General features: G+C 35.0%; 14 protein-coding genes. 11 read left to right on the plus strand and 3 right to left on the minus strand.

The window, feature by feature from the left end; translation table 11 throughout:
- The first annotated feature begins 74 nt into the window (after positions 1 to 74).
- On the plus strand, positions 75 to 953 hold the full coding sequence (locus H0I41_RS01890) for a glycosyltransferase family 2 protein (protein ID WP_011161551.1): 879 nt from the start codon (positions 75 to 77) through the stop codon (positions 951 to 953).
- A 54-nt stretch (positions 954 to 1,007) separates the two neighbouring features.
- Here H0I41_RS01890 and H0I41_RS01895 read toward each other — a convergent pair whose 3' ends face one another.
- Both H0I41_RS01895 and pepC read right to left on the minus strand, forming a co-directional pair.
- On the minus strand, positions 1,008 to 2,021 hold the full coding sequence (locus H0I41_RS01895; protein WP_135014595.1) for a sugar transferase: 1,014 nt from the start codon (positions 2,019 to 2,021) through the stop codon (positions 1,008 to 1,010).
- Positions 2,022 to 2,302: 281 nt separating this feature from the next.
- The gene (gene pepC, locus H0I41_RS01900) at positions 2,303 to 3,652 is read right to left on the minus strand and encodes an aminopeptidase C (protein ID WP_135014594.1); all 1,350 of its coding nucleotides are present in this window, start codon (positions 3,650 to 3,652) and stop codon (positions 2,303 to 2,305) included.
- Between the two features lie 197 nt (positions 3,653 to 3,849).
- Here pepC and H0I41_RS01905 point away from each other — a divergent pair, with 197 nt between their 5' ends.
- The 10 genes from H0I41_RS01905 (at position 3,850) to H0I41_RS01950 (ending at position 13,879) form a co-directional block, all read left to right on the plus strand.
- Entirely contained in the window at positions 3,850 to 4,884 is a 1,035-nt protein-coding gene (locus H0I41_RS01905; RefSeq protein WP_135014593.1) for an LCP family glycopolymer transferase, read from the plus strand.
- 116 nt (positions 4,885 to 5,000) lie between these two features.
- Positions 5,001 to 5,552, plus strand: a complete 552-nt coding sequence (locus H0I41_RS01910; RefSeq protein WP_004896724.1) for a dCTP deaminase/dUTPase family protein — start codon at positions 5,001 to 5,003, stop codon at positions 5,550 to 5,552.
- The gene (radA, locus tag H0I41_RS01915; RefSeq protein WP_135014592.1) at positions 5,552 to 6,931 is read left to right on the plus strand and encodes a DNA repair protein RadA; all 1,380 of its coding nucleotides are present in this window, start codon (positions 5,552 to 5,554) and stop codon (positions 6,929 to 6,931) included. Before H0I41_RS01910 ends, radA begins: the two co-directional genes overlap by 1 nt.
- An 81-nt stretch (positions 6,932 to 7,012) precedes the next feature.
- On the plus strand, positions 7,013 to 8,512 hold the full coding sequence (gene gltX, locus H0I41_RS01920; RefSeq protein ID WP_135014591.1) for a glutamate--tRNA ligase: 1,500 nt from the start codon (positions 7,013 to 7,015) through the stop codon (positions 8,510 to 8,512).
- Positions 8,513 to 8,601: 89 nt separating this feature from the next.
- Positions 8,602 to 10,014 (plus strand): cysteine--tRNA ligase, encoded by a 1,413-nt coding sequence (gene cysS, locus H0I41_RS01925; RefSeq protein ID WP_162222133.1) that lies wholly within the window; start codon positions 8,602 to 8,604, stop codon positions 10,012 to 10,014.
- Positions 10,007 to 10,450: a Mini-ribonuclease 3 gene (locus tag H0I41_RS01930; RefSeq protein WP_004895772.1), complete on the plus strand. Its 444-nt coding sequence runs from the start codon at positions 10,007 to 10,009 to the stop codon at positions 10,448 to 10,450. Before cysS ends, H0I41_RS01930 begins: the two co-directional genes overlap by 8 nt.
- Positions 10,437 to 11,192, plus strand: a complete 756-nt coding sequence (gene rlmB / locus H0I41_RS01935; RefSeq protein ID WP_135014589.1) for a 23S rRNA (guanosine(2251)-2'-O)-methyltransferase RlmB — start codon at positions 10,437 to 10,439, stop codon at positions 11,190 to 11,192. Before H0I41_RS01930 ends, rlmB begins: the two co-directional genes overlap by 14 nt.
- Positions 11,193 to 11,405: 213 nt before the next feature.
- A complete protein-coding gene (locus H0I41_RS01940) occupies positions 11,406 to 11,963 on the plus strand; it encodes a sigma-70 family RNA polymerase sigma factor (protein ID WP_053107529.1) in 558 nt (185 codons plus the stop codon).
- Positions 11,964 to 12,030: 67 nt separating this feature from the next.
- Positions 12,031 to 12,249, plus strand: a complete 219-nt coding sequence (locus tag H0I41_RS01945; protein WP_003649422.1) for a P8 family protein — start codon at positions 12,031 to 12,033, stop codon at positions 12,247 to 12,249.
- A gap of 121 nt (positions 12,250 to 12,370) precedes the next feature.
- On the plus strand, positions 12,371 to 13,879 hold the full coding sequence (locus H0I41_RS01950; RefSeq protein ID WP_135014588.1) for a gluconokinase: 1,509 nt from the start codon (positions 12,371 to 12,373) through the stop codon (positions 13,877 to 13,879).
- Positions 13,880 to 13,944: 65 nt separating this feature from the next.
- On the opposite strand, the gene H0I41_RS01955 is transcribed toward H0I41_RS01950, so the two are convergent.
- Positions 13,945 to 15,705: a 1-deoxy-D-xylulose-5-phosphate synthase gene (locus H0I41_RS01955; RefSeq protein ID WP_135014587.1), complete on the minus strand. Its 1,761-nt coding sequence runs from the start codon at positions 15,703 to 15,705 to the stop codon at positions 13,945 to 13,947.
- Positions 15,706 to 15,749: the final 44 nt, after the last annotated feature.

A 15,749-nucleotide genomic window follows, 5' to 3' on the forward strand; every position in this document is an offset into this window, starting at 1 on the left:
AGCATAAATATTAAGCTATAATAGGTTTAAATATGTTGTAACCATGTAGTAAGAAAACAATGAGAGGACAGCACATGGAAAAAATCTCAGTAATTATCCCGGTATATAACGATGAAAAATATTTAGCTCAATGCTTAGATAGTGTCTTAAGGCAGACTTATTCTAATCTAGAAATTATTTTAGTAGACGATGGATCTACAGATAGTACACCTGAATTATGTGAAAAATACCGTGAAAAATATGCCAACATAAGAATTTTACACAAGAAAAATGGTGGAGTAGGCTCAAGCCGTAATGCTGGTCTTGAAATGGCAACTGGTGAATATATTTTGTTTGTAGATCATGATGATTTGCTGGGTGAAACCCATATTGAAGAACTTTATAAGCTGTTGAAAAAGAATGATGCAGATATTGCTGTAGGAAATTTTAATCATTTTATTGAAGAAAAAAGAGCATATGGGATTTGGCTTAAAGAAGATGATTACTTTGAAAAGACCTACACTCCAGAAGAATGGTTTACTGTAGAATATGAGACAGTACCTTATAATATGTCCATCATTTTTGCTGTGCCATGGGCAAAATTATATAAAAAATCTCTTTTTGAAAATATAGTTTATCCCATTAATGCTCGCGTAGAAGATGATCTAACTACATGGAAAATATACTTATTAGCAGATAAAATTGCATACATGAATAAAGCAATTTATACGCACCGTATTTTTGAAAATAGTGTCTCTGCACAGGCTAATAAGACTGCCGTTTTCCCTTTAGAAGCTGTGGAAGAAAGAATAAGTTTGTTAAGTCAGCTCGGTTTTGATATTACAACAGAAATTGAAGCATATCACTATCGTCTAAATATTTGTATCGATACAGCATTAAAGGACGGGGATTACTTGAAATATCGTAATGCCAAGCAGAAACTGGCGATCTTGAAGAAGTATAAAAAAATATAGTTTATTAAAAATAAAACTCCCTGAGAATAAATAAAATTCTCAGGGAGTTTTTAGTTAATTATTGTATTGAGCTTTTACCACAGCATCAACTAATGCTTTCTTAGTAAAGTAACCATTACGAATTAAACTACCAAAATTATTAACGCTATCAACCAATTGCTTATAGTCTTCATCATTAATTTGAAGAACTTTGGCTTGAGCTTCATCTAGACTGTCAGCAATAATGCCTAGATGTTTATTTTTTATAGTTTCAGCTTCTGGAGTAGTGCTATTTACGATAATTGGCAAGCCTGCTGCTAAGTAGGTGCTAAGTTTGTAAGAAGCATTTACTTTCATATATTCAGACCAATATGGTTCCTCAGACCAAACTAAACCAAATCCACCAGTTTGACGTAATTCTTCTAATAGAACAGGATCATGTTTCCAGCCAGTAAATTCAACGTTGTGTTCGGGATCGTTCTTTACTGGATCTGAATAAACTTTTAATTTTACATTTTGACAGTCCCATTTTTTTACAAAATCAAATTTTTCTGCATTACCTGCGAAATTAATTACTTTATTGTTTTCAGGAGTAATGAAGTAGTTTACCGTTGCTGGATGATCCCAAAAATGTTGTACCACATAAGGTTTTTCCTCTAATCCATTTTCTCTTAAAAGATCATACATTTTTTTTGAAGGTACAATTAAAACATCAGCCTTATTATAGTAGTCAATATATTGAGGCATCAGATAGCGATTAACTTCAAACATTAGTGGAATTACATCATGAATAAAGATGATTTTTTTAATATTAGGATAAAGATTGATATGGTCAATCAGTGCTTGATCCCATTCAATCGCGATCCAACTAGGAGATTGAAAAATGACAGTATCACCACCGTTAAGGGAAGCAATAATCCCATCAAAACGGGTGCTTCTTGCTTGTAGTGGTTCTTCTGTCCAATGATAAACATAAATTCCAAATTCATTCATGCCTAATTGTTTTGCAAAATCTACAACCATATTTTGGGCATTCTGAGCCACACTATTCATGGCCATTCCATTTATATTTGTAATATGAACTGTCATCATATTTCTCCTTTGAAATTCCTCTTTTCTTAAGTATAAGAAAGAAAAAAATTTTTTACAACACAGGCCTTATTTAATCATTGAGAGTATATTTAAAAGCTATTTTTAAACATTTCTTTTTTAAGTAAGTATTAGATATAATTAGAGCCCCATGTCTAACATTTTGTCTACGCTCAATAGTTTAGAAGGAGTGAATAAGCAAATAATAGTAGATACTTATAAAGATACAAAACAAAAAACATTCAGTTTGCTTTTGTTGCAATCTGAATGTTTTTTAAGTTCTAATAATTATTAGCTAGAGCACCCATTGGATCCCAAGGAAGTAATTGAATTGGATCTTTACTGCCGGCCTCAAATGTTTTCTTCAAGTCATCGCTAAGGTATTTCTTGTTGATAACTGCTTGGTAAACGAACTTATCAAACCAACTGTCACTCATTACAAAGTAACCCTTAAATCCAGGCTTTTCACCCCAAGAATTTTCAATCTTCCACTTAGTTGGCTTGCCATCTACTAAATCAACACCTGTAATAACCATTGCGTGGTCCATCATACTTTCGCCTGAATCAAGCATGTCAGCCTTAGACATTTCAAAATCAACATCAAATAAGTCATCACGCTTGTATAATTCAGTATCAAGTAAGCCGGCTTGACGTTCAGAGTCTTTAACAACGTTTGATCCAAACCAAACAACTTCACTGTTTTTAAGTTGAGTGATAATCAAGTCTTTCATTTCATCAATTGGTAAGTTCAAGTGACGTACTTGACGTCCGCCTTCCACATTTCCTAAGTATTCAACAGAAAATACTTTATGGAAAGGCTTATCTTTAGTTGGTGCATTAATTGTGGAAATGTATTCACTTAAGTCCCAACCCACATACTTTTTAAAGAAGTCTTGTGGACTTAAGGCAGCATCTCTATGGTAGTTACCATCATCATCTTTGTATTCAAAGTCAAAAGTTTTAGGTGGAACACCAAGAGAAATAGCTAGAATACGGTAAACTTCCTTAAGCATTTCGTTTTTGCGTTCTTGAACTTCTTCTTCACTCTTTCCATCTTGAACCATCTTACGTAATTCAAGACCATCTTTTCTAAGAAGGGTATTTAGAGTGTCATTTAAAGCACTTGAATTAGTTGCATTAGCAGTTTCTGGGTAAACTTTCTTTGGAACAATACCATATTTTTCAATTATTCCGCAAAGCATATCCCATTGACCACCGTCTTGTTGTGGGGTTGCAAATAGGAAAGCAACTTTACGATCGCCTAAGTCCTTGTCAGCAGTAGCAATCACATTTTCAAAGAACCAGTTTGACTTTTCAAATTTGTCCCAGAAGTTAGTGTAATTCTGAGATAATTCAAAGTCCTTAATTTTGAAGTTCTTTTGAATTGAATGACGCATAGTGTTTAAAGCACTGAACATCCAGCAGCGACCAGATTGTTTTTGGTTAGCAACTTTCCCAGTATCAATTTCAATTGAAAAAGTTGGGTCTAAGTCAATCTTAGTTTGTAGATTTTGACTAGCTTTAAAAATACCATTTTCTTGCGCAGCACGAGCCGCAATTTTGTTAGCTTTACTTGAGTTAAAGGCATTTTCGAAATTATTAATAAGATCGTTTGTGATTTCCTTGCTCATAAAATCCTCCTTAATTAAAAAAAGCTTAATTATATTTTAGCTTAAAATAAAGAGTTACGTCTAGTCACCGTATTTAAAATTTAAATATGATATAAATAATTTTTTTATTAGCCTAAAGCTTTATTTAAAAAATAGATAAAAGAGACAATTAGATGTTTATTTTTGTTATTCTGATCACGGAATTTGGAGGAAATAATATGAAACTCAAGAAAAAATATCTATTTTTCTCAATAGTTGGGATTTTAATAGTAGCGGTTTTAGGAATTTTTGGTTATGAATACCAAAAAATTCAATCGACTGCTAATACTATTTCTACTAACCATTCTTTAGCTAGTCGTCAGCAATTAAAACAAGGAAAGCCCTTTTCAATCTTGGTATTAGGAACTGATGTGGGAGCATTAGGACGAGGAACTAGTTATGCTGGAAATACAGATACCTTGGAATTAATTACTGTTAATCCTAAGAAACAGACTTTAACCACAACTGCTATTCCTCGAGATACCTTAGTAAGGGTTGAAACTAAAAATAAGGTAGAATATACCAAAATTAATGCAGCTTATGCTTTAGGCGGACCTACAGAAATAAAAAAGCAGGTTCATGAATTACTAGATGTTCCTGTTGATTACTATGCCTTGGTTAATATGGGCGGTTTAGAAAAGACGGTAGACGCTGTGGGAGGCGTGACTGTTGATAATCCTTTTGCTTTTAAGTATGAAGGGCATACCTATCCTAAAGGAAAGCAGTATTTAAATGGTAGCGAAGCTTTAGGCTACAGTAGAATGAGATATGATGATCCCGATAATGACTACGGCCGTCAAAAACGGGGCCAGCAGGTTCTACTTAGTGCTCTAACAAAAGTTAATAAATCAAAAAATATTATGCAAATGAATTCTTTACTCGACACAGCTAAAGATAATGTTCGGACTGATTTGCCTTTAGATGATTTAATGACCCTATATAAGAACTATCATGGAGCATTAGCCAATACTCAGAGTGATCATTTACAAGGAGAAAATGCGACAATTGATAATTTTAGTTTTCAAATAGCTCCAAATAAGGAAATGCAGCGTTTGTCAGATAATACCCGTCAAGCGCTCGGATTAACGAAGGTTAAAGTTAATAATATTCAAACCAAAATGAATGATATGCAAACTAACTGGAATGGCTATAATAATGTGAATTATGTTTTACCAAATGACGCTCAAGTTTATATTCCAGTTAATAAAGTATAAAAAAATAAAGCACTTGTTGGCCCAAAAAATAAGTGTTTTTTTCGTATATATAAGTAGGACAAGTATAATAAATTAACGTAAAATATAGGTCTAAGTGAATGTAAGAGAGGATAAAAATGAAAAAACGTGGTTTTGAAATAGTATCTAAATACCGTAATGCAGGCCTCCACCTGCCTCAACGCCAAACAATTGCGAGTGCGGGCTATGACTTTGAATGTGCACAAGATATAGTTTTGCCATCAATTTGGTGTATGAACTTTGTTCGAATTTTTAGACTAATTAGAAATGGTCATGAATTAAATGAACACGATCTACAATTAGCTGAAAAAGTATTAAAGCCATTTTTAGTACCAACTGGAATTAAGGCGTACATGCCAGAGGATGAAGTCCTAATTTTAGCTAATCGCTCTTCTAATACTTATAAGCGAAACGTTACTTTGCCAAATGGGATCGGCGTAATTGACAGTGACTACTATAATAATGAAAAAAACGAAGGTGAAATTTACTTTCAATTAATTAATTACGGCGTTCGTCCGCTAAAGATCAAAAAGGGTGAACGAATTGGACAAGGAATTTTTATGCCTTACTTAAAAGCAGATAATGATGATCCAGTTCAAAGACAGCGTCTTGGAGGATTTGGTTCGTCTGGAACAAGGAATGATGACTAATGGCAAAAGTTAAAACTCGTTATAAGTGTCGTAATTGTGGATATATTTCTGCTTCCTATCTTGGAAGATGTCCCAATTGTGGTGCTTGGAATCAATTTGAAGAAGAGACACAGGAAATTAAAAAAGTATCAACTAAGGCAACTGCAAGTCGGTTGATGACTAAAATTGGAAATAATGATCCAGTAAAGTTAACTGAAGTAAAAGCTGAGAAAGAAAAAAGAATTGTGACTCCTTTTGAAGAATTAAATCGAGTTTTAGGAGGAGGGATTGTTCCAGGATCTTTAGTTTTAATTGGAGGAGATCCAGGAATTGGAAAATCAACCTTAATGCTTCAAATTACTGGTGCTTTAGCTAAAGAACATAGCGTCTTATATGTTTCAGGAGAAGAGTCCGCAAGTCAAATAAAGATGCGGGCAGATCGATTAGGAGTAAGCAATAGCGGAATTTTGCTTTATCCAGAAACAAATATGCAGAATATTCGTGACCAGATTGATGAAATTAAGCCAGATTTTTTGGTAATTGATTCTATTCAAACAATGAATGAACCTTCACTTGATTCAATGGTTGGATCTGCTTCTCAAGTACGTGAAGTAACAAGTGAACTAATGAAAATTGCTAAAAATGAACAAATAACTACTTTTGTTATTGGCCATGTAACTAAAGAAGGAGCAATTGCTGGTCCTAAGATTATGGAACATATGGTTGATACCGTCCTTTACTTTGAAGGGGATGGACACCACTCATATCGAATTTTAAGATCAGTCAAGAATCGTTTTGGCGCAGCTAATGAAATTGGAATGTTTGAGATGAAAAATGAAGGGTTAGCAGAAGTAAGTAACCCTTCGGCTATTTTCTTAGACGAACGCTTACCTAATTCGACTGGTTCCTCAGTTGTTGTTTCACTTGAAGGAACGCGGCCTCTTCTTGCGGATATTCAAGCTTTAGTAACTCCAACTGCATTTGGATATGCGAAAAGAACAACTTCAGGATTAGATTTTAATCGAGTAGCACTTTTATTGGCAGTTTTAGAAAAAAGAGGCAACTTAATGCTTCAAAATCAGGATGCTTTTCTAACTGCAACTGGTGGGATTAAATTAAATGAACCAGCGATTGATCTTGCAATTTGCATGGCGGTTGCTTCAAGTTATAAAAATAAAGAAATTTCTTCTACTGATTGCTTTGTAGGTGAAGTTGGATTAACTGGAGAAATTAGAAGAGTTAATCAAATTGAAGCTAGAGTCAGAGAGGCCGCAAAAGTAGGCTTTAAGAGGATTTTTATTCCTAAAAATAACTTAAGCCAGGAACTTAAAAATAACTCTGAGATCGAAGTAATTGGAGTAGCAAGTTTACCACAAGCTTTAAAACTTGTTTTTAACTAGCAGAGAGATTGAACTTTTGCTCGTTAAAAGTTACACTTAAATGGATGAATTTTAATAAATTTTGAAAGAGGCGCTTTAATTTTGGCAAAACAAAAAATCCGCGTTCGTTACGCACCAAGTCCAACAGGTCACTTGCATATTGGTAACGCACGTACTGCATTATTTAACTATCTATTTGCACGTCACAACAAAGGGACAATGGTCTTAAGAATTGAAGATACGGACCAAAAACGTAACGTTGAAGGTGGTTCTAAGTCCCAAATGGAAAACTTGCACTGGTTAGGTATTGACTGGGATGAAGGTCCTGACAAGGGTGGCGACTTTGGCCCTTACCGCCAATCAGAGCGTAAAGACATTTACAATAAATATATTCAACAATTAATTGATGAAGGTAAAGCTTACTATTCATACACAACTGAGGAAGAACTTGAAGCACAACGTGAAGAACAACGTGCAATGGGAATTGCTCCTCACTACACTTATGAATATGAAGGCATGACTGCTGATGAAATTAAAGAAGCTCAAGCAGCTGCAGAAGCAAAGGGCTTAAAGCCAGTTGTTCGTATCCACATTCCTGAAAATAGAACTTATGCTTGGGAAGATATGGTTAAAGGTAAGGTATCATTTGAATCAGATACTATCGGTGGTGACTTCGTTATTCAAAAACGTGATGGTATGCCAACCTACAACTTTGCCGTTGTAATTGATGACCACCTAATGGAAATTACTCACGTTCTTAGAGGAGACGACCACGTAGCTAACACTCCTAAGCAATTAGTTGTTTATGAAGCACTTGGCTGGGAGCCACCTAAGTTTGGTCACATGACTTTGATCATCAACTCTGAAACTGGTAAAAAACTTTCTAAGCGTGATGAATCAGTTCTTCAATTTATTGAACAATACCGTGACCTTGGTTACTTACCAGACGCAATGTTCAACTTTATTACTTTACTTGGTTGGTCTCCTGTTGGTGAAAGTGAAATTTTCTCACAAAGAGAATTGATTAAGTCATTTGATCCTAAGCGTTTGTCTAAGTCACCAGCTGCCTTTGACCAAAAGAAGCTTGAATGGATTAACAACCAATACGTTAAGAAGGCAGACCGTGATCTTTTATTAGATCTTGCTTTAAATAACTTACAAGAAGCAGGTTTAGTTGATAAAGAAATTTCACCAGAAAAGATGGAATGGGTTCGTCAATTAGTAAATATTTACGCTGTACAAATGTCTTATACTAAGCAAATTGTAGATATTGCTAAGATCTTCTTTGAAGAAGCTCCAGAATTATCTGAAGCAGAAATTGAAGAAATCAAGAAAGACGATGCTCGTCCTGTAATTGAAGAATTCAAGAAGCAATTAAATGCTGTTCCTCGCTTTACTGCTGTACAAGCTATGAACGCAATTCAAGCTACTCGTCGTGAAACTGGCGTAAAGGGTAGAAAATTATTTATGCCAATTAGAATTGCTGCTACTCGTTCAATGGTTGGCCCTGGTATTGGTGAAGCTATTGAGTTAATGGGTAAAGAAAAAGTTAACAAGCACATTGACTTAACTTTAAAGCAATTAAGTGATTTAGGTCTTTAATTATTTAATACAGTTAAAGCTACGTGAAAGCGTAGCTTTTTTTGTTAGAATAGTTATGAAAGAATGTCTTAAATGAAAGAGGGATGATCATGAAGGTCTTTAACACTTTAACTCGAAAAAAAGAAGAGTTTAAGCCATTAGTAGCTGGAAAAGTAAGGATGTATGTTTGTGGACCAACTGTTTATAATTATATTCATATTGGAAATGCCCGCAGTGTGATCGCATTTGATACAATTCGTCGATATTTTGAGTATCGAGGCTATGATGTAAATTATGTTTCTAACTTCACTGATGTTGACGATAAGATGATTAATGAGGCCCGTAAAGAACATACAACTGTCGAGAAACTTGCTGAGCGCTATATTAAGGCTTTTATGGAAGATACCGAAGCATTAAATATTGAGCCTGCTACTCTTCATCCACGTGCAACTCATGAAATCAAAGAAATTATCGACTTTGTTCAAGATTTAATTGATAAGGGCTTTGCATATGAAGTTGATGGGGATGTATATTACCGTGCTAAAAAATTCCCTAACTATGGTCAACTAAGCGATCAAAATATTGCTGAACTTGAAGAAGGTGCCTCTGAGCATATTAATGAGGAAGAACAGAGCAAGAAAGAAGATCCAATTGACTTTGCCTTATGGAAGGCTCAAAAAGCAGAGGATGAAATTGTTTGGGATTCTCCATGGGGAATGGGTCGTCCAGGCTGGCATATTGAATGTTCGGTCATGTCAACTAAATATTTAGGCGATACCATTGATATTCATGGTGGTGGACAAGATTTGGAATTTCCACACCATGAAAATGAAATTGCTCAAAGTGAAGCTAAGACCGGTAAAAAATTTGTTAATTACTGGATGCACAATGGCTTTGTGACAGTAGGTAAGAAACAAGAAAAAATGTCAAAATCACTCCATAACTTTGTGACTGTGCATGATATTCTAAAGCAAATTGATCCACAAGTTTTACGTTTTTACATGTCTAGTGTTCAATACCGCCGTCCAATTAACTATTCAGAAGATGGCTTGAAGCAAGCTGAAACTGTTCTTAAACGCTACCAAAATACTTTGCGTAATCTTGATGCTAGACTAAATGATGAAAATGAAACGCTTGAAGATAGTGGCTTAAGGGATGATTTAACGCAAGCAAAAGCTGAATTTATTGAGGCTATGGATGATGATTTTAATGTTCAAAATGCTTTGAGTATTATGTACGATTTAGCTACAACTTTAAATAATCACTTGCAAAAAGATCAAGTTGATAAGCCAGCTTTAAAACGTGCTAAAAAATTATTAATTGCTTGGCTCGAAATTTTTGGAGTTAGCTTTAAGGAAGAGCAAGCTGAAAATGATACTGAAATTGAAAAGTTAATTGCTCAACGCGATGAAGCACGTAAAAATAAGGATTGGGCTGAAAGTGATCGCTTAAGAGATGAGTTACAGGCTAAAGGCATTGTAATTGAAGATACTCCACAAGGAACGAGGTGGCACCGTGCTTAAGCCAAAGATTTTAACAGAAAAAAATACTAATCCAGATGGGTTAGGTCCTCTTACTTTAGCTTATTTAGGGGATGGAGTATATGAGGTTTATATCAGACGTCACTTGGTTAAGGGCGGAATTGTAAAACCACAAATGCTTCAACGATATGCAACACATTACGTTTCCGCAAAGGCTCAAGCAGCATTAATTACTAAAATGCAAGACTTAGAAATGCTAGATGAAGATGAATTAGCCGCCTTCAAGAGAGGAAGAAATGCTAAAAGTCATACGCATGCAAAAAATACTTCAATTAACACTTATAAGCTCTCAACTGGATTTGAAGCGATGTTTGGATACTTAGATTTATTAGGTAAAAAAGAACGTGTTGATGAACTTGCAAAATGGTGCATTGACCAAGTAGAACAAGGAGGACTAGATAATTATGAGTTCAAATAATGATGAATTTGTATATGGACGTCATGCGGGCATCGATTTTTTAAAAACGCAGGATGCTAACTTAATTAATAAAGTATTTTTGCAAAATGGTGTTCAGGAAGAATTTGCTAATCAAGTTTATCAATTAGCACGTAAAAAAAATCTAGTTGTTCAAAATGCTCCTAAAAATAAGTTGGATCAAATGGTCAACCATGAAAATCACCAAGGCTTGGTCTTAACTGTAGCCCCATTTGAATATGCTGACTTAGATGAACTTTTAGACAAGTTTGACCAAGAAGGAAAAGATCCATTTATCTTAATGCTTGATTCAATTGAAGATCCGCATAACCTAGGTTCGATCTTAAGAACTTGTGATGCGACAGGCGTGGATGCAGTAATTATTCCAAAAAGAAGAGCAAGTGGGTTAACTTCTGTTGTTGCCAAAACTTCAACCGGTGCAATTGATTATGTGCCAGTAGCTCGAGTTAATAACTTAGTTCAAACTACTAAGATGCTAAAAAAGCGTGGTTACTGGATTTTTGGTACTGCCATGGAAGGTGAAGATTATCGTAAGTGGAATGCCAAAGGAAAGACAGTGCTTGTGATTGGTAATGAGGGTAAGGGAATTTCTCCGTTATTGTTAAAGCAAATGGATCAAACTTTAACCATTCCAATGGTTGGCCATGTTCAATCATTAAATGCTAGTGTTGCAACTGGTGTTTTGCTTTATGGAATGTTCAATAGTCGTCATCCTGAAAAATAATTAAAGATTAGAAAAAATTGTCATTTAGTTTTATAAGAAGCTAAGTGACAATTTTTTATTGCTTATAGTTATAAAAACAAACACACAATAAATTCTTGATCATTAACAAAGTACAATTGCTCTATACCTGTGTTTAATAAACATTCGTTCCCTTAGAAGGAGATTTTTTCTTTTTTATTCTTATTATCAAATAAAAAAGGAGGAATTTCCGGGATGGAAAGACTGAATGAAGTTTATTTGATTCGACGTGTAAAAGAAGAGCAAGATATGGATGCTTTGCATGAACTAGTAGAGCGGTATCGGCCTTTAATCAATGGAGCGAAGTTAAATTTTTTCATTCGTAATTTTGATCATGATGACTGGGAACAAGAAGCATTAATCATGTGCTATCAAAGTTGCTGTACCTACGATGAGAAACGAGCAAATAGTTTTGGGGCGTATTATCGGACAAAATTTTATAATCATCTCCGATCGCTCTTAAGGTATGAATTAGCACAGAAGAGAACATCGTTTACTAAAGCTATTTCCTATGACAATGTGGTGCATAAAAATCTGATTAAAGAAGAAGTTGAAGAAATGCACATTACGCCTAGAAAGGAAATGTACCAGAAATTTATTAATAAGTTGTCAGAAAAAGAGGTAATTGCGCTCAAAATTTTTCTGGGAGAGTTAACGATTGAAGAAGCGAGTAAGGAGACAAACTATAGTCGTTATCAATTACTTCAAGCGAAAGCTCGGTGTAAGGCAAAAATGCGGAAAGAATTGTTTTAAATTCGCATAGAACGAATAAAAAGACTATAATAAGACTTGTAGAATTTATTTAGGAGGTAATTTTAAGATGGCAGATGAAGTTATTAAGACAGAATTGTTAGACCGTCACATGAAGGAAGTTTTTGATTGGAGCGATTCTGACATGCCTGTTAGAGACGCACTATGGGACTACTTTATGGAAAAGAATGGTAGAGATACCATGAAGACGGAAAGTGACATGCTTCCGTTCTTGAAAGACTCTGACGATAAGATCGAAGCCTTCGTCAACGAAAATCTTAAGAAGTAACATCACCTAAAAACAATAATTCTACGCACAGTGGTCACGCATTGTTTGACCACCAAAGAACAATCTCTAGGGATTGTTCTTTTTTTGTGAGAAAATATATTTTAAAAGAAAGGGGCGGCTTATGGACTATATAATTGGGATGGATATCGGAACAACAGCAAGTAAGGGTGTATTGTATCGAGGAAATGGTAAAAAGATTGAAGAATTATCAATTCCTTACCCTTTAATTCAAGAACAAGTAGATCAGGCTGAAGAAGATCCACAAGTAATATTTAATGCTGCTCAAAAGATTATTTTTGACTTAAGTAAAAGAGTTGCAGGAAAAATTAAAGCAATTTCTTGGTCGAGTCAAATGCATAGTTTAATCGGCATTGGAAAAGACAATCGAGTACTGACTAACAGTATTACTTGGGCAGATAATCGAAGTAGCCAGCTTGTGGCTCAAGCAAAAGAAAATGGTCTTGCGCAAGATATTTATCAACAGACAGGGATGCCGCCTCATCCAATGGCTCCTGTGTATAAATTACTGTGGATTAAAGAAGAAAATCCTAAACTTTTTGCACAGGTGCAAAAATGGATTGGAATTAAAGAATATATTATTTGGCGTTTAACTGGCACGATAGTGACCGATACAACGATGGCAGCTGGAACTGGCTTGCTTAATCTCCACACTTTAACTTGGGATAGGAAATTACTTGATAAAATTGAACTAGATCCAGAAAAATTGCCCAACTTAGCTAAACCAGAATATGTGGTTGGAAAAGTAGAAGCAGAATATGTACAAAAATTGGGTTTAAATCCTGAAACAAAAATTATTTTAGGAGCTAGTGATGGATATTTATCAACAATTGGTGTTGGTGTTTTAGATAAAAAATACTTTGCCCTAAATGTTGGTACATCAGGAGCTATAAGAGCCATTGCATCTAAAGCAATAGTTGACTCAAAAAATCGCTTCTTTTGTTATCCAGTCGATAAAAGTCATTATCTTCTTGGTGGCCCAGTAAATAATGGGGGAATCGTCTTTGAGTGGGCTAGAAAAACGATTTTTGGGCCCGATCAAACTGCAGAAGATTTTATTAATGTTGCTGAAACTGTTCCTGCAGGCAGTAATGGCTTAATTTTTCATCCCTACTTAGGGGGAGAACGAGCACCAATTTGGAATGCTCAAGCTCGCGGATCTTTTATTGGATTAAGTCGAAACCACACTAAACCGCAAATGGCGCGGAGTGTTTTAGAAGGTATTGTCTTTAATCTTTTAGGTGCAGCTAGAGGCTTACGCGAAAAAATAGGGGAACCAGAAGCATTAAGAGTCACTGGCGGCTTTGTAAGAAGTGATTTTGTAAGGCAGTTAATTGCTGATATTTTTAATTTACCAGTAGTGGTAATTAAAAATGATCAAAGTGGAACTTTAGCAGCCATGTTTCTAGCACAATTAGGCTTGAATGAAGAGGATAGCTTAGACAAAATAGTGAAAGAAATAGATGACAGTAAAGTATATTTTCCAAATCAAAAAAATGTGCAGGTCTACCAGGATATAATTCCGATCTATCGAGAAGTAGAACATGATTTAGATCAAAGCTATGACAAAATAGCTCAATTTCAGAAAAAATATCCTAAATTATTTGAATAATAAAAAGGTAAATTGTATCAAATTAGTACAATTTACCTTTTTTCTAATATAAATATGAATTTGACTTATTTTAGAATTCCTAAAATATCACTAACAATTTGATCAGGCATTAAATGATCACGCTTGTAGATAGATTCTTTTGGTTCATTATCAGTGTATTCCTTTTTAGCACCATAATTCTTAACCATCATCTTAGTTGGACCATAGTAGCTAGCAATCTTTTGACCAAAACCACCATCAATACTGTTGTCTTCTAGAGTAACAACTAATTCATGGTCGTTTTGAAGTTTATCTAATGCGTCATAATCAAGGTGAGCAGCAGATTTTGGATTGATCAAAGTGGCATTAATGTTTTCTGTCTTTAATAAATCAACTACCTTTTCACCTAATTGATAAAAGTCACCTAAACCAATGATGGCAACCTTAGAACCGGGCTTTACATCATACTTAATAGTTGAATAGTCTTCATCCACTGGTTCACCTTCTGGAATTGGATTTACTGGAGATTTAATTGCTATGGGATGCTTTCTTTGCTTAACTGCCCATTCAAGCATTGATTTTAATTCATTCAAGGTGGTAGGAGCTAAGTATTCCCAGTTTGGCCAATTTGCGACCATGGCGTTGTCAAAAATACCTAAGTGGGTCTTAGAAGTGCCAGTAATTCCGCCGCCGGCTACCACCATTACAACTGGCAAGTCATTAGCTGCTACATCGTGAGAAAGTTGATCATAAGCCCGTTGTAAGAAAGTAGAGTTTTCGAATAAGACTGGGGTAATTCCTTCTTTAACAGCTCCTGCAGCAAAGGCAACAGACTCTTGTTCAGCAATTCCTACATCCTTATAATTCTTAGGGTATTTATTCTTAATCTCGCCTAAGCCAAAGACGCCAGGGATAGCAGCATTGATAGCTAAGATGTTTTCTTGATTTTCAATATGTTTCTTTAAGAAATCCAAAACTACAGTAGTTGGATTAGGAGTCTTTGGAGCTGATACAGTTGTCTTGTCTGTCTTAAGATCAAAAGGCAATACCCAGTGGTGACTAGCTTCATTTTCAATAGCTGGCTCATATCCCTTACCCTTAAGGGTATTGATATGTAAAACAATTGGGTGGTCAATATCTTTAATTGATTTGAGGGCATCAATCATTGCTTTAAGATCATTTCCCTGACCAACATATTTATAATCTAGTCCCATTGCAGTAAATGGATTATCAGCTGTTTGACCATTTGATTCACGTAATTTCTTCAAAGCAGTTACAACACCGCCGACATTATCGTCAATCGACATTTGATTGTCATTTACTACAATAATTAAATTATGCTTTTCATCAGCCGCATTATTAAAGCCCTCAAAGGCTAAGCCACCAGTTAAAGAACCATCCCCAATAAGAGCTGTAATGTTTTCATGTTCTCCTAGCATATCACGCGCTCTAGCCATTCCAGTTGCTAAAGCAATTGAAGTTGAAGTATGACCAACAGCAAAGTAGTCATATGGACTTTCCTCAGGATTAGAATAAGGAGTTACATCCTCGTACTTATCGGGATCAAGCCAACCATAAGCACGTCCAGTTAACATCTTGTGTGGATAAGTTTGGTGAGAAACATCCCAAACAATCTTATCTTTAGGTGCATCGAAAACATAATGGTAGGCAATTGTAACTTCGACAATTCCTAAGTCAGGTCCTAAGTGGCCACCTTTAGCAGCATCTTTTTCTAGGATCAAGGTTCTAATTTCACTAGCTAGTTGTTCTAGTTCTTTTAGATCTAATTTTTTAAGATCTTTTGGACTTTTAATCTTGTTTAATAAAAATTCTGGATGTTTGTTCATATTTTTTCACCCCACCATTAATAAAAAAAGTTTACTCATTTATT

It is taken from the genome of Lactobacillus johnsonii, assembly GCF_014058685.1.
Taxonomy (GTDB): domain Bacteria; phylum Bacillota; class Bacilli; order Lactobacillales; family Lactobacillaceae; genus Lactobacillus.